Here is a 20,807-nt window from a genome sequence, read left to right on the forward strand (position 1 = left end):
ACGCCGTCATCAGAAAAGAGAAAACATCAGCGCAACGGGAAAACTCATCGGCCAGGTCGCCCCGACTAATACCGCGCTAAGAAAGCGGATCCGCTTTTTATCGCGGGAAAGAAACCAGGTGATGATTGCCGTGATGACGGCCATCACCGCATAAAAAACCAACATTTTTTGGTATAGGGACATTTAAGGCATCCTGGCCAGAAGGGAAAATCGCGCGCAATATGCTCTTTTTCATGACTCACATCAAGTTTTATTAATTAATTTAAGAAAAACGGCTGTAAAACAACCCATTTTCATTATGTTCAGAATTCGTACTATTGCGGATAGTTATAAGCCGTACTATACCCATAAGGGTTAAAACGAAAGGTGGCAAAAATGAATGTTTCCAGTAAAACTGTGGTGCTGATAAATATATTTGCTGCTGTAGGACTTTTCAGTCTGATATCCGCAAGGTTCGGCTGGTTTGCTTGATGTAACTCTTCTTGATTAATTGCAGCGTCCGCTGGCAGAGAGGATCTTCTCTCTGCCATCAGTAAACGATCTTCCCACTCTGCTATTACTGGGTAAATTATCCTTAATATGTAATACCCCTAATCCTTCTGCGGCATTATATTGCCCGAATATCGGCCAGGTGTTGTGCCGGTATGTTGATGGAAGAACGCAATAAAAGCACTGTCGCTGACAAACTCCAGATATTGCGCGACCTGGCTGATATGGCCTCCGTCAGCCAACATTTCCATGGCTTTTAACAACCTAAATTGCTGCCGCCAGTCCTGATAATTCATCCCGGTATCCCTGATAAATATTCGGCTGATCGTCCTCTCGCATGCCCCAACCTGTCGGGACAATTGATTCAGTCGTGGTGGCAATTCACCCATGCGTAATCCCTTGAGCCACACGTCAAGCCGCGGATCTGAGGGATACTGCAATGTCCAGTTTTCACTGCGGGCGGCACGCATTTCCTCACAAAAAACGGCAATGAGGCTGGACTGCTGTGCGGCAGGCATTTCCCATGGCCAGAAGGCCATACGTTCTATCACTTCAAAAAACAGCGGATTAACTTCGACTATCTGCAGCGGTAACTCAGATAACGGCAATGCGGTAGAAAAATACAAAGAGCGATAAGCCATCACACCACGCATTATGGCGCGATGTACCGTGCCTGCCGGGATCCAAACCGCACGGCGTGGCGGTAGCAGACACAGGGCCTGCTCCAGTTCAATCGTAATACTTCCCGCTGCCGAAAAAAGTAGCTGATGACGAAGATGACTGTGCCGCCCGGAATCATGTACCCCCATATCGGCAGCAATACCGATTACCGGTTTATCAAAGCTATCCGCATCAAAAGCATCATCAGGGGCAATTTTCATTATCTGTCTGATATTTGATATTTAAAGTCCTGATAATGGTAATACGACATATCCCTTTCAGCAATAATGCCCGCCTGTTTTCTGTCTCTCTGGATATTGCTATGAACACACTTCGTCGCCCATCGCTGTGGCTTCTTACGCTACTGATTATGTTTCCACAACTGGTGGAAACCATTTACAGCCCGGCATTGCCGGGTATCGCTACCTCTTTTCACGTAAGCAGTGAGCGCGCGGCTCAAACACTCTCCGTTTATTTTGTTGCCTTTGCCGTCGGCGTAGCGATGTGGGGTTGGCTAAGTGACTGCATCGGACGACGTTGGGCGATGCTGGCAGGGCTTATCTGCTATGGAACAGGTTGCGCATTGGCCGTTGTTGCCACCGACTTCAGCGTTTTGCTGCTGGCACGGATGATCTCCGCCGTCGGTGCGGCTGCGGGGTCGGTCGTGGTACAGACCATGCTAAGGGACAGTTATGAATCAACTGCGCTATCCCGCGTCTTTTCCGTGATGGGGGCCGCGCTGGCATTGAGTCCGGTTTTTGGCCTGCTAAGCGGAGGTTGGTTAGTGAGTCTATACGGCCATACCGGTGTCTTTGTTGCCCTTGTGCTGTTGGCGTTGCTACTGCTAATACTGACAGCGACCATGCTGCCAGAAACCCGGCCCAAACATACGCTCAGCCCGAAGCTTGCCGCGCTATTTTCCCGCATGATGCGGGACAGTGAGTTGCGGAAAAACGCCTTGCTGGTTGCCCTGCTGAACACCATGCTGTTTAGCTATTACAGCCTGGCACCGTTTCTTTTTGGGCAATTAGGATGGAGCTCCAGAGCCTTTGGCTGGACGGGGTTGCTACTTGCGTTTGCTTCTCTGTCAGGTAGCCTGCTGAACCGAGGACTGTTAACGACAGGTCTGACGCCGGAGCGACTTGTACGTTATGCCTGTGTGCTGGCAGCGTTGTTAGGTCTCGTCGCGTGGTGTTTACAGCACTCCGCGTGGATCCTGATTCCGGTGTTCGGCGTGGTGATTGCCTATGGTATCGCCATTCCCAATGTGCTGAGTCAGGCGCTGCGTCACTACCGTGAACAGGCCGGTGCCGCGGGTGCTTTGTTCGGATTAAGCTATTACCTGTTACTTGGGATGATGCTGGGTTTAGCAGGCATGGTGCAGCAACTGGGGCTGGTTCTGAGCGTCTGTGCCCTACTCGCCTGGCTTTGCAGCCTGGGCCGCAGATAAACCCGATGGCGATCCTGAAAGCACAAAGCCCCGGCTATATGCTGGGGCTTTGTTGTATCAATTAGCCTGACCTCGCGGATATTTCCAACTTACCGCCGTCCGATGGCGACGAGGCCAGTGGCGCGAATAGTATAGACACACGTATGCCAATATTTAGCTATCCGTGCCCCATTCGCCGATCGCGCTTAAGATATTACTCATGCTTGATCATAACATGGCGAATAACCGTGTAATCCTCCAGCCCATAAACCGACATATCCTTTCCATAGCCAGACTGTTTTTGCCCACCGTGCGGCATCTCGCTAACCAGCGTGAAATGGGTATTGACCCAGGTACAACCATATTGCAGGCGAGCGCTAAAGCGATGCGCTCGCCCAACATCCCGGGTCCAGACGGAGGATGCCAGGCCGTATTTCGAATCGTTGGCCCATGCCAGCACCTGATCTTCATCATCAAATACGGTCACGCTGACCACCGGACCGAAAACTTCCCGCTGTACGATGGCATCGTCCTGCTTCGCCCCAGCAAGCAGCGTCGGGGCAAAATAGTAGCCTGAACCATCCACTTTTTTACCGCCGGTGATGACCTTAATATGGCCCAACGCTTTAGCCTCATCGACCGCTTTAGTCACGCGATCGAGATGTGCCTGCGAGCTCACTGGTCCCAGCTCGGTCGATTCATCATTCGGCGGACCGATTTTCAGGCTGGCAACGGCGGCGCCAAGTTTCTCGACCAGTGCATCATAAATGCCTTTCTGGGCATAAATTCGGCAAGCGGCGGTACAGTCTTGCCCGGCGTTGTAATAACCAAAGGTCCGCACGCCACTCACCACTGCATCCAGATCGGCATCATCAAAAATGATCACCGGAGCTTTTCCGCCCAGTTCCATATGCGTACGCTTAATTGACGGCGCGGTGTGCTGAATAATGTGTTCGCCGGTTGCAATGGAGCCGGTCAGCGAAACCATACGCACTTTTTCATGACCGGTCAGCGGATCGCCCACCGTTTTACCGCGACCAAACAGCACGTTAATCACGCCAGCTGGATAAATGTCTTTGGCGAATTCGGCTAATTTAAGCGCTGTCAGCGGAGTAATTTCTGACGGTTTAATCACCACGCAGTTCCCCGCCGCCAACGCTGGAGCCAGCTTCCACGCCGCCATCATCAGCGGATAGTTCCACGGCGCAATAGAAGCCACCACACCCAGCGGATCACGGCGAATCATCGAGGTATGCCCTTCCAGATATTCACCGGCCGCCTGTCCTTGCAGGGTACGCGCCGCACCGGCAAAGAAGCGGAAAACATCGGCAATAGCGGGAATTTCATCGTTGAGAACACAGTGCAGCGGTTTACCGCAGTTAAGTGATTCCAGCTCAGCGAAGGTTTGCGCGTTATCAGCAATAGCATCCGCTAGTTTCAGCAGCAGTTCAGAGCGGACTTTCGGCGTGGTTTGCCCCCAGGTGGCAAACGCGGCGTCTGCCGCACGTACAGCGGCATCAACCTGCATGGCTGACGCCTCAGCAATCTCCAGAATGAGTTCACCAGTGGCAGGGTTATAGACTGGCTGCTTTTCACCTTCACCGTTGACCAGCTCGCCATTAATCAGTAATTGATGTTGCATAGCAATTTCCCATATCGTCGTTTATTTACCGTTTCCGGCGAGAGTGTCGCCTTCACGCGTTAGCCACCAGGCCCCTAAAATTGGCAGTGTTGTCACCAGCATTACCAGCAATGCCACAACGTTGGTGACCGGCACATCCCGTGGACGGCCCAATTGATTGAGCAGCCACAGAGGAAGTGTTCTTTCATGTCCGGCGGTGAACGTTGTCACGATGATTTCATCAAACGACAAGGCAAACGCCAGCATCCCCCCCGCCAGAAGTGCCGATGCCAGGTTTGGCAGCACGACATAACGAAAGGTTTGCCAGCCATTGGCGCCAAGATCCATAGACGCTTCGACCAGACTCCATGAGGTACGGCGAAAACGCGCCACAACGTTGTTAAACACCACCACCACGCAAAATGTCGCATGGCCCACCACGATCGTGAGAAAACCCGGTTCCAGGTTGATGGTTTTAAACGCCGTCAACAGCGCAAGGCCGGTAATAATGCCCGGCAGCGCGATCGGCAACAGTAGCAACAGCGATATTGCACTTTTGCCAAAAAAGTCCCTACGCCACAGCGCGGCCGCGGCCAGCGTCCCCAGAACAAGGGCAATAGCTGTCGACAACGCAGCGATCTTAAGTGACAACGTCACAGACTCCAGAATATCGCTACGCTGCGCAGCAACGCTAAACCACTTCAGCGTTAATCCCTGGGGTGGAAAACTAAAAGCAGCCTCCTCAGTATTAAAAGCATAGGTGGCGATGATGAGGATGGGAAAGTGCAGGAAAATAACCCCGCCCCATGCCGCCAGTTTGAGTAGCCAGGGTGCGCGTTCAGAGTGCATCGAAAGCTCCCAGACGCTTCACGAACGCCAGATACAGTGCGATTAACACAATCGGCACCAGAGTAAATGCCGCCGCCATCGGCATATTGCCGATCGCCCCTTGTTGCGAATACACCATGTTGCCGATGAAATAGCCCGGCGGTCCCACCAGTTGCGGCACAATAAAGTCACCCAACGTCAGAGAGAAGGTAAAGATTGAACCCGCTGCAATGCCCGGTATCGCCAATGGAAGCACCACATAGCGGAAGGTTTGACGCGGACGCGCGCCCAAATCAGCAGAAGCCTGTAACAGCGACGGCGGAAGTCTCTCCAGCGCGGCCTGTACTGGCAGGATCATAAACGGCAGCCAGATATAGACGAACACCAGGAAACGCCCTAACCCTGAAGTCGACAGCGTATTGCCGCCTACCGCAGGTAATGTCAGGAACGAAAGCAGCAACGGCTCCAGCCCAAGGTGGGTTAAAAACCACTGCGCCACGCCGTCTTTAGCCAACAGCAGCGTCCACGCATAGGCTTTAACGATGTAGCTGGCCCACATTGGCAACATTACGGCAATGTAAAAAAAAGCCTTCATTTTGCCGCTGGTATAGCGAGCCATATACCACGCCATCGGAAACGCCAGAATCGCGCTGGCGATGGTGACTGCTACCGCCATCGTCAGAGTGCGCAAAATGATGTCGTAGTTAGCGGGATTAAACAGCGCCTGCAAATTCGCCAGCGTCAGGTCTGGTGTGACCGACATGGTGAAATCGTCGAAGGTATAAAAACCTTGCCACAACAGCGTCAGTAATGAGCCAAAGTAGACGATGCCAAACCACATCAGCGGTCCGAGGAGCAGCAAAAACAACCCCAGCCCCGGATTACGCCAGAAGTAACCTGAGATCCGGTTCAGGTTGGTCGACTGTGGAGGCGAATGTAAGACGTTCATAGCCATTCACCTCTCCTCAACCAGCGGTACCATCACGTCGCGTGACCAGGATGCCATCACCTGCTGACCTGGCGACAACGTTGACGGTAGCATTTCTCCCGTCAGGTTCGCCTGGCTAACCAGCAATTTTTCCCCTCCGGCGAGTTTTAGCTCAAACCGCGTCGCCGCCCCCTGATACTGCACCGCCTGAATAACCCCCCGGGCCTGGACTTCTCCCCCGGCATCATTCAAACGAATATGTTCCGGACGCAGGGAGAACATCCCCTGTAGCCCACAAACGTTCGCCGACATCGTCGCATCGAAGACATTGGACGTCCCGACGAAACTTGCCACAAACGGCGTACGTGGACGCATATACAGTTCACGCGGAGAATCTACCTGTTCAATGCGACCGTTATTAAACACCGCCACACGATCGGACATCGACAGGGCTTCCCCCTGATCGTGGGTAACAAAAATGAACGTGATGCCAAGAGATTGCTGTAATTTTTTCAGTTCCAGCTGCATCTGTTCACGCAATTTAAGATCCAATGCCCCGAGCGGCTCATCCAACAGCAGGACGCGCGGCTCATTGACCAGCGCCCGGGCAATCGCCACGCGCTGACGTTGCCCACCGGAAAGCTGCGACGGTTTACGCTCATGCACAAAACCGAGTGCGACCTTATCCAGCGCTTCACGTGCTTTCGCGTGGCGCTGTTTTTTATCGATGCCTTTGACCATCAGCCCGTAGGCGACGTTGTCGAGAATCGACATGTGCGGGAACAACGCGTAATCCTGAAATACCGTATTGACGTCCCGTTCCCAGGGCGGCAATTCGCTGGCCTGCTTACCAAAAATGGTAATTGCGCCGCCTGACAGCTGCTCAAACCCGGCAATCAGGCGCAGACAAGTGGTCTTGCCGGAGCCGGATGGCCCCAGCATAGAGAAAAACTCACCGTCGTTAATCGCAATACTTACCCCATCAACTGCACGAACATCCCCATACAAACGCGAGACGTTATGAAACTCCACTGCGTACGTCATAAAACCCCCAGTGGAATTAACGACCGCCCATAATGGCGATGTAATCCTGCGTCCAGCGACTGTAAGGAACGAATTTTCCACCTTCGGCAATCGGCGTTTTCCAGAAGGCAATTTTGTCAAAGTAGCTATAGCCGTTGGTTTCACAACCCTTTTCACCCAACAGAGGGCTGGCTTTACAACCTTCAGGCACCACTGGCAGAGAACCAAACCAGGCCGCTACGTCGCCCTGTACTTTCGGGGTTAATGACCAGTTCATCCATTTGTAAGCACAAACCGGGTGTTTCGCTTCACTGTGCAGCATGGTGGTATCAGCCCATCCGGTAACCCCTTCTTTTGGGAAAACCGTGGCAATTGGCTGACCTTCGCCTTTCAAGGCGTTAGCCTGATAAGGCCAGGCGCTTGACGCCACCACGCCTTCGTTTTTGAAATCGCTCATTTGCACGGTGGTATCGTGCCAATAGCGATGGATCAGCGCGTGCTGATCGCTCAGGACTTTGATCACCGCCTGATACTGTTTTTCAGTGAGCTGATAGGGATCGGTAATACCCAACTGCGGCTGAGTGGCTTTAACGAATAACGCGGCATCGGCAATATAGATCGGGCCATCGTAGGCCTGAACGCGCCCTTTATTGCTTTTCCCATCCTCAAGTTTTTGCTCAACAAACACCACGCTCCAGCTATCCGGCGGCGTTGGGAAAATTTTGGTGTTATACATCAGCAGGTTTGGTCCCCACTGGTACGGTGTGCCGTAAACTTTTCCGCCAACGTTAAACCATTCGCCTTTTACCACGCGTGGATCGATGGTTTTCCAGTTAGGGATCAGCGCGGTATTAATTGGCTGAACGCGTTTTCCCATAATCAGGCGCAGTGAGGCATCACCAGAAGCGGTAACCAGGTCGTAGCCGCCTTTTGCCATCAGGCTGACCATTTCATCAGATGTGGCTGCCGTTTTTACATTAACCGCGCAGCCGGTATCTTTCTCAAACTGTGAGACCCAGTCATATTGCTTATCGGTTTGCCCACGTTCGATATAACCCGGCCAGGCAATAATATCCAGGCGGCCTTCCGGTTTATCTAATGATGTGGGGGGTTCGGCTGCCTGCGCAGTCATCAGCGTCATACTGAGTGCGCACAGGCTACTGAGGGCAAACTGCTTGCTCATAACGTCTTACTCCTGTCTAAAAAATATTGAGCGGCAGCCTTGCCGTAAATATATGTCCTTTTCTAAAAATAGTCGGGGTGTTGTAAGCGTTCCTGCTGGCGCAAGGAAATTTAATCAGGTTGTGAGCTAACGCTCATTACGCTACAGACTCTGACCTGGGGGTAATCTTCTGGAGTATAGACAAGGAGTTAGACGCAGAGGTGGCAATAGTAATAACTATTGATATTTTGTATGGACGCACCCGATATAAATAATACCGTGGTTCAGCATTCACTATTTCGAAAATAAGAACACGCTATTCATTTATATTGAATAGCGCGTTATGGTTTATTTCATCATTTCACGAATTAATTTACCAAGCTGTTTTACGGCCTGCTCTTCGCGATCTCCCCAGTGCCATGCAGTATTAAAACGAAAAAAACGTGTCCAGCTTCCCGAGGTCGAGAACATTTTCCCCGGCGCAATACTGATGTGGTGTGCCAGCGCATGGGTACTGAGCACACCGGCATCAAGCGGTTCCGGCAGCTCCAGCCACAGAAAATAACCACTGTCGTTGTGGTGAATTTTGACTTCCGCCGGAAGATGACGCAGCAGCGTTTGCCAGGCCTGTTGTTTACGTTCCGCCAGTTGCCGACGCAAGCGCCGTAAATGCGCGTCATAGCGCCGGGTTGAAAGATAATCAACAAGGGCAAGCTGCATGGGCGAACTGGTAGATAAGGTGCTCATTAGCTGGAGTCGCTGAATACGCCGGGCATGTTTCCCTGCTGCCACCCAGCCAATACGAAATCCTGGTACCAGACACTTCGAGAAGGACGAACAATGCAGAACGCTGTCGGCGCGATCCCAGGCTTTGGCGGGCAACGGTTTTTCGCGGCCAAAGTACAGCTCGCTGTAAACATCATCTTCAATCAGTATTACGTGGTATTTTTCCAGCAAGGCAACCAGACGCGCCTTTTTCTCTGCGCTGAGCGTAAAACCCAGTGGATTTTGGCTGTTTGTCATTAGCCAGCAAGCTTTTACCGGGTACTCCTGCAACGCCTGCTCCAGCGCGGTGAGATCGATTCCCTCTTTTACGTCGGTGGCAATCGAAAGCGCCTTCAGACGTAATCGCTCCAGGGCCTGCAACGCCCCGTAAAAACAGGGGTTTTCGACAATTACCCAATCACCCGGTTCGGTGACTGCTTGCAGGCTCAGGTTGAGGGCTTCCATCGCGCCGGTGGTGATGACGATTTCGTCCGGTGAAATGGTCATCCCCTGTTGAGCATAGCGACGGGCAATGGCATGACGCAGCTCAGCATTCCCCGGCGGCAGGTTTTCAATCACGCTCATGGCGGTGGCAGTTTTACTCACCTGCGCCAACGAGCGGTTCAACTGCTGAAGTGGAAACAGACGCGGGTCGGGGAATGCGGAGGCAAAGGGCATCACTGACGCATCCCGGCTGGCCTGCAACATATCAAAAATGTAGGTATTGATATCCACCGCTTCATCGCGCATGACCTGCACCTGCGGCGCAGCAAATTCACGTTCGGGGCGCGCGGCGACATAATAACCAGACTGCGGTCGGGCAATAATTCGCCCCTGGCTTTCCAGCAACTGGTATGCGTGTCCGACGGTCATAAAACTCATTCCGCTGCTGACCACCTGCTCACGCAAGGATGGCAAGCGATCGCCTGGCTGCCATACGCCAGACGCAATTTGATCGCGAATTTGCTCTGCCAGTCGCTGGTACTTTTTCATTTTTCGTCCTGATTACCGGTGTCGGTGACAACCACTGTGTATATCAGTTTACATAATCAGGGTATTTTATTTAACTGTTATAGTTAACAGTTTTACAACATCGTTAATGACAGTTCTTTGCCTACGGCGCGCACAGCTATCTGCACTGCATCAATTTTTGTCGCGAGATTTAAATCGAATAAGCGAGTAATTTCCTGCTTAGACCTGCCGATCCTGTTTGCCAACTCCTGCTGGGTGATATTGGATTCAAGAAAGACATTTAACAACAGAACCTTAGACGCAACGCTCAGTGGTATTTCCACATAGTCAGTTTCAGTACCTACTGCAGAAGGTAAAGGAATCGGTTCGTTATCGTCGAAGTGACCAATGCGGCTTGCGCAGCCTGCGTCATTTGACACCATAGGGATTCCTACCGGAGTTTTTGCTTTCTATAACGTAACCTGCTTTCGCTTTTGTGGTTTTCGCAGTAACCGGAACAAAGCAACTGCAATTTCTTCAAATCCCACAGGGAGTATTTAACGACACACCGAAAGTGAGAGGTTGCCGATGGAGTTTGCGGAAAAATATCCACAGATAACCAGAGAGTTACCAGCATGAAAATTCAATTAATTAGGCTAAATGAATTTGTTACATCTAATTATTTACTCATTAGTTTCGATTCAGTACACTGCCAGATGAAAATGTCTGGCAACCGATAAGAGATTAGTAAATGAAACAAGTATTATCTTTCTTAATCTGGGTTGGGATCGCTTTAGCAGCATTCTTAGCAATAACATCAACATTATCAAATGTAATACTAATGTTTAGTGCTTATCCTGATTCTATCGGGGATAAATATGCTTACATGTTTATATTTGGACGTTGGACATTTACTGTGGCAATGATTCTTACTTGCTGGTTGCTTTATCGCCTGTCAAAAAATTGATGAGCTACACCCCCTTGAAAAAATACTCTACCGCCTGTTTGAACAAAGCCGGATTTTCTTTTGATAATCTGGTTGCTTTCTCAAATGGCTCAACCCGCTCCTGAATAGCAAAATAGAGAAGATCTAAATCTCCCAAGTCCTTAAGCTTCCGGTAAACTTCATAGTTTGATATTTTTAGGTATCTCGAAGCATGTATAGCACTTGATACTCCACCACCAATCATTAACAATGTGCTGACCGACATACTAAAAGCAATAGACACGGTGATCCGTGAAGAGATTAAGGCTCCAATTTTTAAACCAGAAAGTTCACCGAAAGTATAACTACCCAATGTAGAAGCTACAGTGTCTTTTGCTACATTTGTTACGATATCAGATAAATTAACGTGCTGCATGAAACCATCAATGAATACATTGACCGCTTTTTCCACAATGTTAATATTTTTCGTTGATGTTGCCCGCTTCACTAGTCCCGCAATCCTCATATTATCATCCATATTTTGCCGCCTGTCATCGGTATGGATAAAATCGGATGCGAGAGAATACAAGTCTACAGGAAAGTGAATCAAGCCTTTAATGTATGCAACCAGCATCCCTTCATTTTCTAAATTCAGAGCTGAGAGCATTTCCTTTGCCAAATCTTTTGCGTATCCCATCCCTTAAGGTCCATGTGGTATTATTTTAAACACAATCATAGAGATCATCTTATGTACATTCCATAATTAGACAGCTCGTGACTGTCCATTTTAAGAATAATGCTCACCAGAGATAAAAATTCCAGGCAGGTACCGGCGGTTCCGCTGTTGGTCGCGGATCACCATGTTCATTTCAGTCTGATTGACACGATAACCGGATGTCACCCGAAGCTCAGTGATGCCATTCGCCCTCTTTCCCTCACTACACCGTCACGAGAACTCAACCGTATGAATGCCGTCGTCGCTATGCCAGCTAGCTGGCGGTAATGCAAGGACAACGCGGCACGCAGGACTGCTGGGTCATAAATCGGCCAAAATGACCGAGAAATATCACAATGAAAGGAATGATAGTTGGGTGATTCTGGCGATTTAATTTTAGCCATTATTGGGGAGGAGTTTTGGGGAAGGCCCATAACAGTCGGGTAACTGTTATGGTTAAAAAGAACTGTTCTGTTTCTGCCTTCCATTGCTCCTCAGACTTAGAATTGCGCTAAATCAATTTTGCCTGCGGAGTTAAGCATGTTCGGTCTTGACGCGTTTCACCTGGCAAGGATCCAGTTCGCGTTTACGGTATCCTTTCACATCATCTTTCCGGCTATTACTATCGGGCTCGCCAGTTATCTGGCTGTGCTGGAAGGGCTATGGCTAAAAACGAAAAATCCCACCTGGCGATCGCTTTACCATTTCTGGTCGAAAATATTCGCCGTAAATTTTGGTATGGGTGTAGTTTCCGGGCTGGTGATGGCTTATCAGTTCGGCACCAACTGGAGTGGTTTTTCCGAGTTCGCCGGGAGTATCACTGGGCCGTTACTGACCTATGAAGTATTAACCGCCTTCTTCCTCGAAGCTGGTTTCCTTGGGGTGATGTTGTTTGGCTGGAATCGGGTTGGTCCAGGACTTCACTTCTTTGCCACCTGCATGGTCGCACTGGGTACCATTATTTCAACCTTCTGGATCCTCGCCTCCAACAGCTGGATGCAGACACCGCAAGGCTATGAAATAGTTAACGGCCAGGTCGTTCCCGTCGACTGGTTCGCCGTTATTTTCAATCCTTCATTCCCCTATCGTCTGCTGCATATGTCGGTTGCCGCCTTCCTGAGCAGCGCGTTGTTTGTTGCTGCCTCGGGGGCATGGCATTTGCTGCGCGGGAATAACACACCAGCAATTCGAGCGATGTTTTCGATGGCGCTGTGGATGACATTAATCGTCGCTCCACTGCAGGCCTTGATTGGCGATATGCACGGTTTGAATACGCTGAAGCATCAGCCGGCAAAAATTGCTGCGATTGAAGGACACTGGGAAAATCGCCCCGGTGAACCGACTCCGCTGCTGCTGTTCGGCTGGCCGGATATGGAGCAGGAACGCACCCGCTATGGGCTGGAAATCCCGGCGCTGGGCAGTCTGATCCTGACCCATAGTCTGGACAAACAGGTCCCGGCCCTAAAAGAGTTTCCTAAAGAAGACAGGCCCAACTCCACCATGGTGTTCTGGTCGTTTCGCATAATGGCCGGGCTAGGCATGCTGATGATCCTGTTGGGCGCGTTTGCCCTGTGGCTGCGCTTTAAGCAGCGTTTATACACCTCGCGCCCTTTTCTGCGCTTTGCCTTATGGATGGGTCCTTCCGGTCTGATTGCCATCCTTGCCGGTTGGGTGACCACTGAAGTTGGCCGTCAGCCGTGGGTGGTTTACGGTCTGCAACGTACGGCGGATGCGGTTTCTGCACATGGCGATTTACATATGAGCATCAGCCTGCTGTCCTTCTTTGTGGTGTACAGCTCAGTGTTTGGCGTGGGTTACAGCTACATGATCCGCCTGATCCGTAAAGGGCCACAGGAAGATGACCCGACTATTCCGCCAACAGGCACGCCTGCCCGGCCGCTTTCAGCCGCCGTCCTCGATTCTCAACCGGAGGCACATCGCTAATGGGTATCGATTTATCAGTTATCTGGTTTGTAATTATCGTCTTCGCCACGCTGATGTATATCGTGATGGACGGTTTTGATCTCGGGATTGGCATTTTATTCCCAGCGATTCAGGACGCTGACGACCGCGATGTTATGGTCAACAGCGTAGCCCCGGTATGGGACGGCAATGAAACCTGGCTGGTATTGGGCGGAGCCGGATTATTCGGCGCTTTCCCCCTGGCCTATGCGGTGATCGTCGATGCGCTGACCATCCCGTTGACCCTGATGCTAATCGGCCTAATTTTTCGCGGCGTCGCGTTCGAGTTTCGCTTCAAAGCCACACCGGCTCACCGACCATTCTGGGATAAAGCCTTTATCGGCGGTTCAATCCTCGCGACATTCACGCAAGGTGTCGTGGTGGGTGCCGTACTCAACGGGTTTTCCGTTACCGGACGCAGCTACAGCGGCGGTCCTTTCGACTGGTTGACCCCGTTCACGTTGTTCTGCGGCGTTGGTCTGGTCGTGGCTTACGCCCTGCTGGGGGCGACATGGCTGGTGATGAAAAGCGAAAATCCGTTGCAGGATAAAATGCGCAGTGTGGCCAAAAAACTGCTGCTGGCAATGTTGGTTGTGATTGCCATTATCAGCCTGTGGACACCACTGGCACATAGCGCGATTGCCGAGCGTTGGTTTAGCCTGCCCAACCTTTGGTTCCTGATGCCGGTTCCGCTGCTGGTTGCGCTTATCAGTCTCTGGCTGTGGCGTTCGCTGGGGCAACATAACTGCCATACACTGCCTTTTGTATTAACGCTGGGGCTGATTTTTCTCGGGTTTAGCGGGCTGGGGATCAGTATCTGGCCACATATCATTCCACCGTCTATTACGCTCTGGCAGGCGGCGGCTCCGGCACAAAGTCAGGGCTTTATGTTGGTTGGCGCACTGCTGATTATCCCGATAATCCTGGGGTACACCTTCTGGAGCTACTACGTTTTCCGCGGGAAAGTTCAACATGGTGAGGGGTATCATTGATGCAACAAACAATCTGGAAACGCCTGATGTGGCTGGTGATCCTCTGGGGCGGCAGCGTGCTGGCCCTGGCCGCCGTTGGTATGTTCTTTCGTCTCCTGATGACGGCCGCCGGATTTAAGTCCTGAATCTCGCCCTGATCACACCCGGTCAGCGCGCTGCACTGCCCGGGTGTTACAAATCCCAACATCGACTAAACAAAAATGTAAAAAACATCGAAATGGCAAAACAGAGATTGTCATTAACCCGATTAAAATATTGAATAGTCACCGGGCGAAATTATCGCCAATTCCGCAGCTAACGTACCAGAGGGTGCATGATGTTTAAGAAAGGGTTAACGGTGTTATTGCTGGCCAGCGCGCTTTTTTCCGGTCAACTTTTCGCTACTAATCAGGGACATGAATATCTTCAGGTGCAGGATGCCGATCATTTACTACGACACACGGCCGACAGCGATGAACTTCGAGTGACGGCGGAAGAATCCGCCGCCGATCTTCGTGAGCACCATCACTGGCAAAAATCACGCAAACCAGATACACATCTGAGCTAACGATTAACCTTTGCGCTTTGGCAGTGTCTTCATCAGTTCTTCTGGACTGACCGAAGCCACGACGCTGCCCGGCAACGGCATCTTCAGAATGTGATGCTTCATCTTGCCGATTACGTGCATTTCGCACGGTCGGCAATCAAATTTCAGCGTCAGGACTTCATCGCCGTTAACCAGTTGCATCGGTGTTGCTTTCCAGCTTTTGATGTTACCTTTCGCCTGTTTCGGACACAGGTTAAAGGCGAAACGCAGGCAATGTTTGGTGATCATCACCGGCACTTCGCCCTTTTCTTCATGTGCTTCATAGGCTGCATCAATCAACTGAACGCCATAACGGTGATAAAACTCACGCGCTTTTTGATTGTAGACGTTAGCCAGAAAACTCAAGTGCGTTTGTGGGTAAACCGGCGCTGGCTGAGATACCGGTTTGCGGCTACCGCGCTGATAGCTTTGCAGGCGCGCTGCATCCAGCATATCAACGGCTTCACGCCGGAACTGATTTAGTTGACCGTTTGGCACGAACAGCGCGCCCGGCAGATTCACCTGAATATTGCGGGCGTAGTACATCGTCTGACCAAGTTTTGCCAGTCCGTCCTGTAGGTTACTCAACGCTTTTTCCGCATTGTTCGCTTCCTCAAACTGGCCGTCCAACGTATGGGTGATACTCACGCCCTCTTCACTGGTGAGCGTCAGAATCAACTGCTCCTGCCAGCCGCCGAGCTCAATATCGATCGCAACACGGCGTTCGCTGGAAGTTTTTGTTAACGCTTGCTGCCAGTTATGATCGAGGTTGCGATTCAGCGGATGATGCGGACGCACTTTGTACAGGTCGGCGGGCATTTCATTCGGCCATACCCGATAACGATTGTTCCCCGTTTTTTCCACGGTGTTGGCGCGGAATCCAACAACCTCACGTTTGATTAACACGTTCAGGCCATCCCCGTTTGCCAGCGGTTCGGTCACTTCAACATCGAGATGATCTTTTGCCACCTTCAGGACTTCGCCGACCGGCAAACCGATAAACTTTGGTGAGTCGAATGCACCGATATCCCCTTTACGGGCATTCACAAAATAATCGGTGCTGCCGCGATGGAAGGTTTTCTCTGTGGATGGGGTAAAGAAATGTTCGGTACGTCCTGCTGATGAACGGGCCAGATCGCCGCGCTCTTCAATAATGGCGTCGAGCATCTGGCGATAATGCGCGGTAATATTCTTCACATAACTCATGTCCTTATAGCGCCCTTCAATTTTGAAGGAACGCACACCTGCGTCAATCAACGCACCCAGGTTGGCGGTCTGATCGTTATCTTTCATCGACAGCAGATGTTTTTCATAGGATACCACGCGCCCCTGATCGTCTTTCAGGGTATACGGCAGACGGCAAGCCTGGGAACAGTCGCCGCGGTTAGCGCTGCGTCCGGTTTGTGCATGTGAAATATAACACTGCCCTGAATAGGCAACGCACAGCGCACCGTGAATGAAAAACTCAATAGTCGCATCGGTAGCCTGATGGATAGCGTTAATCTGCTCAAGGCTCAGTTCGCGCGCCAGCACAATCTGGGTGAATCCCACATCAGATAGAAATTTCGCCTTCTCAACGCTGCGAATATCGCACTGGGTGCTGGCGTGCAGTTCAATCGGGGGAATATCCAGTTCAAGAATCCCCATATCCTGCACGATCAGGGCATCAACGCCGGTCTGATACAGATCGGTAATTAACCGTTGTGCGGGCTCCAGCTCATCATCATGCAAGATCGTGTTTAGCGTCACAAAGATTTTTGCCCCGTAACGATGGGCAAAAGGCACTAATTCGGCAATATCTTTCAGGCTATTACTGGCGTTATGACGCGCGCCAAAACCTGGTCCACCAATGTAAACGGCGTCTGCGCCGTGCAAAATGGCTTCGCGCGCAATGGCGGTATCCCGAGCCGGGCTTAACAATTCAAGGTGATGAGGCTGCTGGCGCATACAGTTGTTACCATCCACAAGCGGTAAAAATGGCGGTTATTGTAGTCACAAGCGCGGCGTTTCGGAATAGTTTTCCCGATTAACCGCGTGGGTAATGGATCAGCGAATGAAAATGAACCGTTTGCTCGCTACTGTTACGGTAGCTATGTGCCGTATCTCCGGCGAAACGGACACCCTCACCGGATTTAAAGGTGCGCCACTGCCCCTCAATACACATATCCAGCAGGCCACTAATCACCACCACGTGCTCAATTACGCCGGTTTCATGCGGAGTAGATTCACTGAGCGCGCCGGGTGCCAGCAGTATCGAAAAATGATCGAAGCACAGTTGCGGATCCCACGGGAACAACGGTGTGACGACCATCGCCTGCTGCTGGGGATCGAATGTTAGCGTGCCGTCTGACTCTGGTGGTGAAATAAAGGTTGAAAATGGGACGTTCAGTCCGGTGGCAATTTTCCACAATGTCGCCACCGTTGGACTGGATTCGTTGCGCTCAATCTGCCCCAGCATCGCTTTTGAGACGCCAGTTTCCTCCGCCAGACGCGAAAGGCTCCATTCACGCTGGTGACGTAGCGTCTTGAGCGTTGTGGCCAGATAGTGGGTTATGTTGTCCATTTTTCTCCTTCGTCGCTCTCCTTTCTCAGGGCTACAGCTTAGCACTTGTACGCTATAACGCACAGTGTTACAGTGACTGACCGTTATAACGCACGCGGAGTTGCTATGCGCACATTTTCCATCCCCCTGCCTACAGTTTTGTCGGGTTTTGTGGCGGTCCTGGTCGGCTACGCCAGTTCAGCGGCCATTATCTGGCAAGCGGCGCTCGCCGCAGGTGCGACGACCGGACAAATCGCAGGCTGGATGACCGCACTAGGGCTAGCAATGGGGGTCAGTACGCTGGCGCTGACATTGTGGTATCGCGCCCCTGTACTTACCGCATGGTCAACGCCTGGTGCCGCGCTGCTGGTGACGGGCCTGCAAGGGGTATCGATTCAGGATGCTATCGGTGTTTTTATCGTAGCTAATGCATTGATTGTGCTGTGCGGTATAACCGGGCTGTTTGCCCGCCTGATGAAAATTATTCCCCACTCGCTGGCATCGGCCATGCTGGCCGGGATCTTGCTGCGTTTTGGTTTGCAGGCGTTCAATAGCCTGAACAGTGAGCTTATCTTGTGCGGCAGCATGCTGCTGGCGTGGTTGGTACTAAAAGTAATCGCCCCACGGAATGCCGTTATCGCCGCAATGTTGGTAGGTATAGCCATCGCCCTGGTTAAAGGTGACATTGTCACCGATGGTGTTAATCTGTCACCGGTGTTGCCAGCGTTTATTGCACCACACTTTTCATTAGCCCACAGTATCAGTATTGCGCTACCGCTGTTTCTGGTCACTATGGCTTCGCAAAATGCCCCCGGTATTGCGACCATGAAAGCATCGGGATATTCGTTACCCGTTTCACCCCTGATTGTTTTTACGGGTCTGTTGGCACTGCTATTTTCGCCGTTTGGCGTCTATTCCATCTGCATCGCCGCCATAACCGCAGCAATTTGCCAAAGCCCCGAAGCCCATCCAGATGTAAATCGACGCTGGCTCGCCGCAGCCGCAGCGGGTGTCTTTTACATTCTGGCTGGGGTGTTTGGCGGTTCGGTCACAGGACTGATGGCAGCCCTGCCCGTAAGCTGGATCCAGATGCTTGCTGGTCTGGCATTACTCGGCACGATTAGCGGTAGTTTATTTCAAGCCTTACATAATGAAGCAGAACGCGATGCGGCCATCGTGACTTTTCTGGTTACGGCCAGTGGTCTGACGGTATTTGGTGTTGGGTCTGCATTCTGGGGGCTGATCGTAGGCGGTATCTGCTACTCAGTGTTGACGTTATTTCGCCGCGCGTAACTGCGTTGGCGTTTTACCCGTCACTTGTTTAAACCGGTTACTGAAATGGCTCGCCGAACTGAACCCGCAGGCCATTGCAATATCCGACAGGCTGCGTGATGAATAACAGACCAGTTGCTGCGCCAGCGCCATACGGCGTTGCATGACGTACTGATGAGGCGCCATATTCATCGACTGGCGAAACATTCTGGCAAAATGGAATTCACTTAGCGCTGCTTCACCTGCCAGATCGCTCAACGTTATGGGATACGCCAGATGTGCTTCAATATAGGCCAGCACGTTGCGCAATGTGGCAGGCGCAAGCCCTCCGGTGACGACGGGAAGTCGCCATTGCACATTGCTGTAATGCTGGATCAGATGCGTTAACAGTAGTGAAGATGCTGCGCTAAGCGTGAGGTGATTGGCCGGTTGCTGCCAGTCGTTACCAAGCAAAAACTGACGGTAAACCGCCGTGATCCCCGGGTCACTGCCAAACGTATGCTCGTCCAGCGTGAAACTATAGGGGCTTTTGTCCCAAACTTTTTCACCCACTTCGCGCAAATGGGCGTCTGTACAATAGAGATGAACAAAGGAAAGATCGTCACGAATATCCCAACTGGACTCACTCTCCTTCGGCATCAGGCAAAAACGGTCTGGTCCCCCGCCATTCTTCCAGCCTCCCGCCGTCTTGTGGTAACTCTCGTAACCATCTGCGATGTATAAACTGAGCGTATGGTGATCGCAATATTGGGTGATGGTATCGCGTTTGTTCGACCAGGCCGCCAGTTGGATCCCTGAATGTAACGCAACCGATTCATGCAGCACGGCATTATGTTTGCGCAAGTTTTCAAAGGCACCGTAGGGCTGAGACATACCATCACATTCAAAAATAAGTTAGCAGGCTTTCAGTCTATATCAGCTACATATCGTTAACAGCTGCCTTTTCACTATTACGCAAAAAAAAGCGCAAGATTTTGCAAGTCCACCGCAAGCCGATGAAAGTCTCCTGCATTCCGTCGTGACACAGTGTAAGTCTGACGACAAAAAGAGAGAGTTGTATGAACGCACTGTTGTACTGCCTGGTGGTGGTTATTTGGGGAACGACATGGATTGCGATTTATTTGCAGCAAGGTCCGGTTTCTGCACCGGTTTCTATCTTTTGGCGCTTCGCCGTTGCCAGCTCGGTGATGATAGTGGTCCTGTTGCTAAGCGGTAAATTACGCAAACTGTCTGGTCGCGATCATCTGTTTTGTCTGTTACAGGGCGGATGCGTTTTTTGCTTCAACTTCTGGTGTTTTTATACGGCTGCGGCGTGGATTAATACCGGCCTGGAGTCGGTGATTTTCTCGATGGCCGTCCTGTTCAATGCAGTCAATAGCTTCATCTTTTTTGGGCAAAAACCACCGCTGCGCTTCTATATTGCAGCCGGTCTGGGAGTGACTGGCATCGTCACCTTATTCTGGCAAGATTTGCTCAACAGCGGGTTTAATCATTCACTGTTACTGGGCATCGGTTTGAGCGCTCTGGGAACCTTCGGCTTCTCACTGGGCAATATGATCAGTCTGCGTCACCAGAAAAAAGGGTTAGAAGTGTTAACGACCAACAGCTGGGCCATGCTGTACGGCACATTGCTGATCGCGGCCATTGCGCTGGTACGCGGCGACAACTTCACGCCACAGTGGACATTCAGCTATCTTAGCGCGCTGTTATATCTGGCTATTTTCGGCTCAGTGATTGCCTTTGGCGCTTATTTCACGCTGGTAGGTCGCATTGGTCCCAGTAAGGCGGCATACAGCACGCTGCTGTTCCCTCTGGTGGCGCTGACGCTGTCAACATTGTATGAAGGATACATCTGGCAAGTTAATGCGATTGCCGGATTGGTGTTGATTTTACTGGGTAACCTGGTGATGTTTGCCAGGCCGGAAGCGCTGATGGGTAAACTATTCTATCGTCGTCGCGTGGCATAAAATAACGCACC

21 protein-coding genes and 1 pseudogene are annotated in these 20,807 nt (G+C 51.3%); 9 read left to right on the plus strand and 13 right to left on the minus strand.

Translation table 11 applies throughout. The annotated features are described in order from the left end of the window. Positions 1-9: 9 nt before the first annotated feature. The gene (locus tag BZK40_RS02090) at positions 10-183 is read right to left on the minus strand and encodes a GhoT/OrtT family toxin (RefSeq protein ID WP_003020198.1); all 174 of its coding nucleotides are present in this window, start codon (positions 181-183) and stop codon (positions 10-12) included. Between the two features lie 192 nt (positions 184-375). On the opposite strand from BZK40_RS02090, the gene yncL reads away from it, so the two are divergent. Then, positions 376-471 (plus strand): stress response membrane protein YncL, encoded by a 96-nt coding sequence (gene yncL / locus BZK40_RS02095; RefSeq protein WP_071524268.1) that lies wholly within the window; start codon positions 376-378, stop codon positions 469-471. Positions 472-590: 119 nt separating this feature from the next. On the opposite strand, the gene BZK40_RS02100 is transcribed toward yncL, so the two are convergent. After that, entirely contained in the window at positions 591-1,370 is a 780-nt protein-coding gene (locus BZK40_RS02100) for an AraC family transcriptional regulator (protein ID WP_079934064.1), read from the minus strand. Between the two features lie 101 nt (positions 1,371-1,471). Here BZK40_RS02100 and BZK40_RS02105 point away from each other — a divergent pair, with 101 nt between their 5' ends. Next, positions 1,472-2,599, plus strand: a complete 1,128-nt coding sequence (locus BZK40_RS02105; RefSeq protein WP_079934065.1) for a multidrug effflux MFS transporter — start codon at positions 1,472-1,474, stop codon at positions 2,597-2,599. Between the two features lie 193 nt (positions 2,600-2,792). Here the strand turns inward: BZK40_RS02105 and patD are convergent, their stop codons facing one another. The 7 genes and pseudogenes from patD to BZK40_RS02140 form a co-directional block, all read right to left on the minus strand. Next, positions 2,793-4,220, minus strand: a complete 1,428-nt coding sequence (gene patD, locus BZK40_RS02110; protein ID WP_079934066.1) for an aminobutyraldehyde dehydrogenase — start codon at positions 4,218-4,220, stop codon at positions 2,793-2,795. 21 nt (positions 4,221-4,241) lie between these two features. Continuing rightward, entirely contained in the window at positions 4,242-5,048 is an 807-nt protein-coding gene (locus BZK40_RS02115) for an ABC transporter permease (RefSeq protein ID WP_003020204.1), read from the minus strand. Continuing rightward, a complete protein-coding gene (locus BZK40_RS02120) occupies positions 5,038-5,982 on the minus strand; it encodes an ABC transporter permease (protein ID WP_003833133.1) in 945 nt (314 codons plus the stop codon). Before BZK40_RS02120 ends, BZK40_RS02115 begins: the two co-directional genes overlap by 11 nt. Continuing rightward, complete coding sequence (locus BZK40_RS02125) at positions 5,983-6,999, minus strand: ABC transporter ATP-binding protein (RefSeq protein WP_079934067.1); 1,017 nt, start codon at positions 6,997-6,999, stop codon at positions 5,983-5,985. 16 nt (positions 7,000-7,015) lie between these two features. Then, the gene (ydcS, locus tag BZK40_RS02130) at positions 7,016-8,161 is read right to left on the minus strand and encodes a putative ABC transporter substrate-binding protein YdcS (RefSeq protein ID WP_008784842.1); all 1,146 of its coding nucleotides are present in this window, start codon (positions 8,159-8,161) and stop codon (positions 7,016-7,018) included. Positions 8,162-8,488: 327 nt separating this feature from the next. Continuing rightward, the gene (locus BZK40_RS02135) at positions 8,489-9,898 is read right to left on the minus strand and encodes an aminotransferase-like domain-containing protein (protein WP_008784843.1); all 1,410 of its coding nucleotides are present in this window, start codon (positions 9,896-9,898) and stop codon (positions 8,489-8,491) included. Positions 9,899-9,990: 92 nt separating this feature from the next. Further along, a pseudogene (locus BZK40_RS02140) lies at positions 9,991-10,260 on the minus strand (type II toxin-antitoxin system HicB family antitoxin); the annotation flags it as partial. 347 nt (positions 10,261-10,607) lie between these two features. Here BZK40_RS02140 and BZK40_RS24335 point away from each other — a divergent pair. Continuing rightward, positions 10,608-10,823 (plus strand): hypothetical protein, encoded by a 216-nt coding sequence (locus tag BZK40_RS24335; RefSeq protein ID WP_139762106.1) that lies wholly within the window; start codon positions 10,608-10,610, stop codon positions 10,821-10,823. Between the two features lie 4 nt (positions 10,824-10,827). On the opposite strand, the gene BZK40_RS02145 is transcribed toward BZK40_RS24335, so the two are convergent. Further along, on the minus strand, positions 10,828-11,478 hold the full coding sequence (locus BZK40_RS02145; protein WP_079934068.1) for an Ssp6 family T6SS pore-forming effector: 651 nt from the start codon (positions 11,476-11,478) through the stop codon (positions 10,828-10,830). A gap of 558 nt (positions 11,479-12,036) precedes the next feature. On the opposite strand from BZK40_RS02145, the gene BZK40_RS02150 reads away from it, so the two are divergent. The 4 genes from BZK40_RS02150 to BZK40_RS02165 all read left to right on the plus strand — a co-directional run bounded on the left by BZK40_RS02150 (position 12,037) and on the right by BZK40_RS02165 (position 14,997). Continuing rightward, positions 12,037-13,440, plus strand: coding sequence for a cytochrome ubiquinol oxidase subunit I (locus BZK40_RS02150; RefSeq protein ID WP_079934069.1), 1,404 nt, complete (start codon positions 12,037-12,039; stop codon positions 13,438-13,440). Next, complete coding sequence (gene cydB / locus BZK40_RS02155) at positions 13,440-14,450, plus strand: cytochrome d ubiquinol oxidase subunit II (protein WP_079934070.1); 1,011 nt, start codon at positions 13,440-13,442, stop codon at positions 14,448-14,450. Before BZK40_RS02150 ends, cydB begins: the two co-directional genes overlap by 1 nt. After that, a complete protein-coding gene (locus BZK40_RS02160; RefSeq protein ID WP_003020230.1) occupies positions 14,450-14,575 on the plus strand; it encodes a DUF2474 domain-containing protein in 126 nt (41 codons plus the stop codon). Before cydB ends, BZK40_RS02160 begins: the two co-directional genes overlap by 1 nt. A 191-nt stretch (positions 14,576-14,766) precedes the next feature. Continuing rightward, positions 14,767-14,997 (plus strand): DUF2554 family protein, encoded by a 231-nt coding sequence (locus BZK40_RS02165; protein WP_003020233.1) that lies wholly within the window; start codon positions 14,767-14,769, stop codon positions 14,995-14,997. A gap of 3 nt (positions 14,998-15,000) precedes the next feature. On the opposite strand, the gene rlhA is transcribed toward BZK40_RS02165, so the two are convergent. Both rlhA and BZK40_RS02175 read right to left on the minus strand, forming a co-directional pair. Further along, the gene (rlhA, locus tag BZK40_RS02170; protein ID WP_079934071.1) at positions 15,001-16,962 is read right to left on the minus strand and encodes a 23S rRNA 5-hydroxycytidine C2501 synthase; all 1,962 of its coding nucleotides are present in this window, start codon (positions 16,960-16,962) and stop codon (positions 15,001-15,003) included. Between the two features lie 79 nt (positions 16,963-17,041). Further along, positions 17,042-17,578, minus strand: coding sequence for a helix-turn-helix domain-containing protein (locus BZK40_RS02175; RefSeq protein ID WP_079934072.1), 537 nt, complete (start codon positions 17,576-17,578; stop codon positions 17,042-17,044). A gap of 105 nt (positions 17,579-17,683) precedes the next feature. On the opposite strand from BZK40_RS02175, the gene BZK40_RS02180 reads away from it, so the two are divergent. Next, positions 17,684-18,850: a benzoate/H(+) symporter BenE family transporter gene (locus tag BZK40_RS02180; protein WP_079934073.1), complete on the plus strand. Its 1,167-nt coding sequence runs from the start codon at positions 17,684-17,686 to the stop codon at positions 18,848-18,850. On the opposite strand, the gene BZK40_RS02185 is transcribed toward BZK40_RS02180, so the two are convergent. Beyond that, positions 18,833-19,702 (minus strand): AraC family transcriptional regulator, encoded by an 870-nt coding sequence (locus BZK40_RS02185; RefSeq protein WP_057068172.1) that lies wholly within the window; start codon positions 19,700-19,702, stop codon positions 18,833-18,835. The genes BZK40_RS02180 and BZK40_RS02185 overlap by 18 nt on opposite strands. A 185-nt stretch (positions 19,703-19,887) precedes the next feature. On the opposite strand from BZK40_RS02185, the gene BZK40_RS02190 reads away from it, so the two are divergent. Beyond that, complete coding sequence (locus BZK40_RS02190) at positions 19,888-20,796, plus strand: DMT family transporter (RefSeq protein ID WP_079934074.1); 909 nt, start codon at positions 19,888-19,890, stop codon at positions 20,794-20,796. Positions 20,797-20,807: the final 11 nt, after the last annotated feature.

Origin of the sequence: Citrobacter portucalensis (assembly GCF_002042885.1) — a bacterium.
GTDB classification, from domain to species: domain Bacteria; phylum Pseudomonadota; class Gammaproteobacteria; order Enterobacterales; family Enterobacteriaceae; genus Citrobacter; species Citrobacter portucalensis.

What these genes read in the sequence shown, in the direction of transcription:
- BZK40_RS02160 (WP_003020230.1), top strand. Translation starts at nt 14,450, where the DNA reads ATGCAACAAACAATCTGGAAACGCCTGATGTGGCTGGTGATCCTCTGG.
- BZK40_RS02100 (WP_079934064.1), bottom strand. Translation starts at nt 1,370, where the DNA reads ATGAAAATTGCCCCTGATGATGCTTTTGATGCGGATAGCTTTGATAAA.
- patD (WP_079934066.1), bottom strand. Translation starts at nt 4,220, where the DNA reads ATGCAACATCAATTACTGATTAATGGCGAGCTGGTCAACGGTGAAGGT.
- BZK40_RS02125 (WP_079934067.1), bottom strand. Translation starts at nt 6,999, where the DNA reads ATGACGTACGCAGTGGAGTTTCATAACGTCTCGCGTTTGTATGGGGAT.
- yncL (WP_071524268.1), top strand. Translation starts at nt 376, where the DNA reads ATGAATGTTTCCAGTAAAACTGTGGTGCTGATAAATATATTTGCTGCT.
- BZK40_RS02090 (WP_003020198.1), bottom strand. Translation starts at nt 183, where the DNA reads ATGTCCCTATACCAAAAAATGTTGGTTTTTTATGCGGTGATGGCCGTC.
- cydB (WP_079934070.1), top strand. Translation starts at nt 13,440, where the DNA reads ATGGGTATCGATTTATCAGTTATCTGGTTTGTAATTATCGTCTTCGCC.
- BZK40_RS02120 (WP_003833133.1), bottom strand. Translation starts at nt 5,982, where the DNA reads ATGGCTATGAACGTCTTACATTCGCCTCCACAGTCGACCAACCTGAAC.
- BZK40_RS02145 (WP_079934068.1), bottom strand. Translation starts at nt 11,478, where the DNA reads ATGGGATACGCAAAAGATTTGGCAAAGGAAATGCTCTCAGCTCTGAAT.
- BZK40_RS02115 (WP_003020204.1), bottom strand. Translation starts at nt 5,048, where the DNA reads ATGCACTCTGAACGCGCACCCTGGCTACTCAAACTGGCGGCATGGGGC.
- BZK40_RS02180 (WP_079934073.1), top strand. Translation starts at nt 17,684, where the DNA reads ATGCGCACATTTTCCATCCCCCTGCCTACAGTTTTGTCGGGTTTTGTG.
- BZK40_RS02105 (WP_079934065.1), top strand. Translation starts at nt 1,472, where the DNA reads ATGAACACACTTCGTCGCCCATCGCTGTGGCTTCTTACGCTACTGATT.
- BZK40_RS02165 (WP_003020233.1), top strand. Translation starts at nt 14,767, where the DNA reads ATGTTTAAGAAAGGGTTAACGGTGTTATTGCTGGCCAGCGCGCTTTTT.
- BZK40_RS02185 (WP_057068172.1), bottom strand. Translation starts at nt 19,702, where the DNA reads ATGTCTCAGCCCTACGGTGCCTTTGAAAACTTGCGCAAACATAATGCC.
- BZK40_RS02135 (WP_008784843.1), bottom strand. Translation starts at nt 9,898, where the DNA reads ATGAAAAAGTACCAGCGACTGGCAGAGCAAATTCGCGATCAAATTGCG.
- ydcS (WP_008784842.1), bottom strand. Translation starts at nt 8,161, where the DNA reads ATGAGCAAGCAGTTTGCCCTCAGTAGCCTGTGCGCACTCAGTATGACG.
- BZK40_RS24335 (WP_139762106.1), top strand. Translation starts at nt 10,608, where the DNA reads ATGAAACAAGTATTATCTTTCTTAATCTGGGTTGGGATCGCTTTAGCA.
- rlhA (WP_079934071.1), bottom strand. Translation starts at nt 16,962, where the DNA reads ATGCGCCAGCAGCCTCATCACCTTGAATTGTTAAGCCCGGCTCGGGAT.
- BZK40_RS02190 (WP_079934074.1), top strand. Translation starts at nt 19,888, where the DNA reads ATGAACGCACTGTTGTACTGCCTGGTGGTGGTTATTTGGGGAACGACA.
- BZK40_RS02175 (WP_079934072.1), bottom strand. Translation starts at nt 17,578, where the DNA reads ATGGACAACATAACCCACTATCTGGCCACAACGCTCAAGACGCTACGT.
- BZK40_RS02150 (WP_079934069.1), top strand. Translation starts at nt 12,037, where the DNA reads ATGTTCGGTCTTGACGCGTTTCACCTGGCAAGGATCCAGTTCGCGTTT.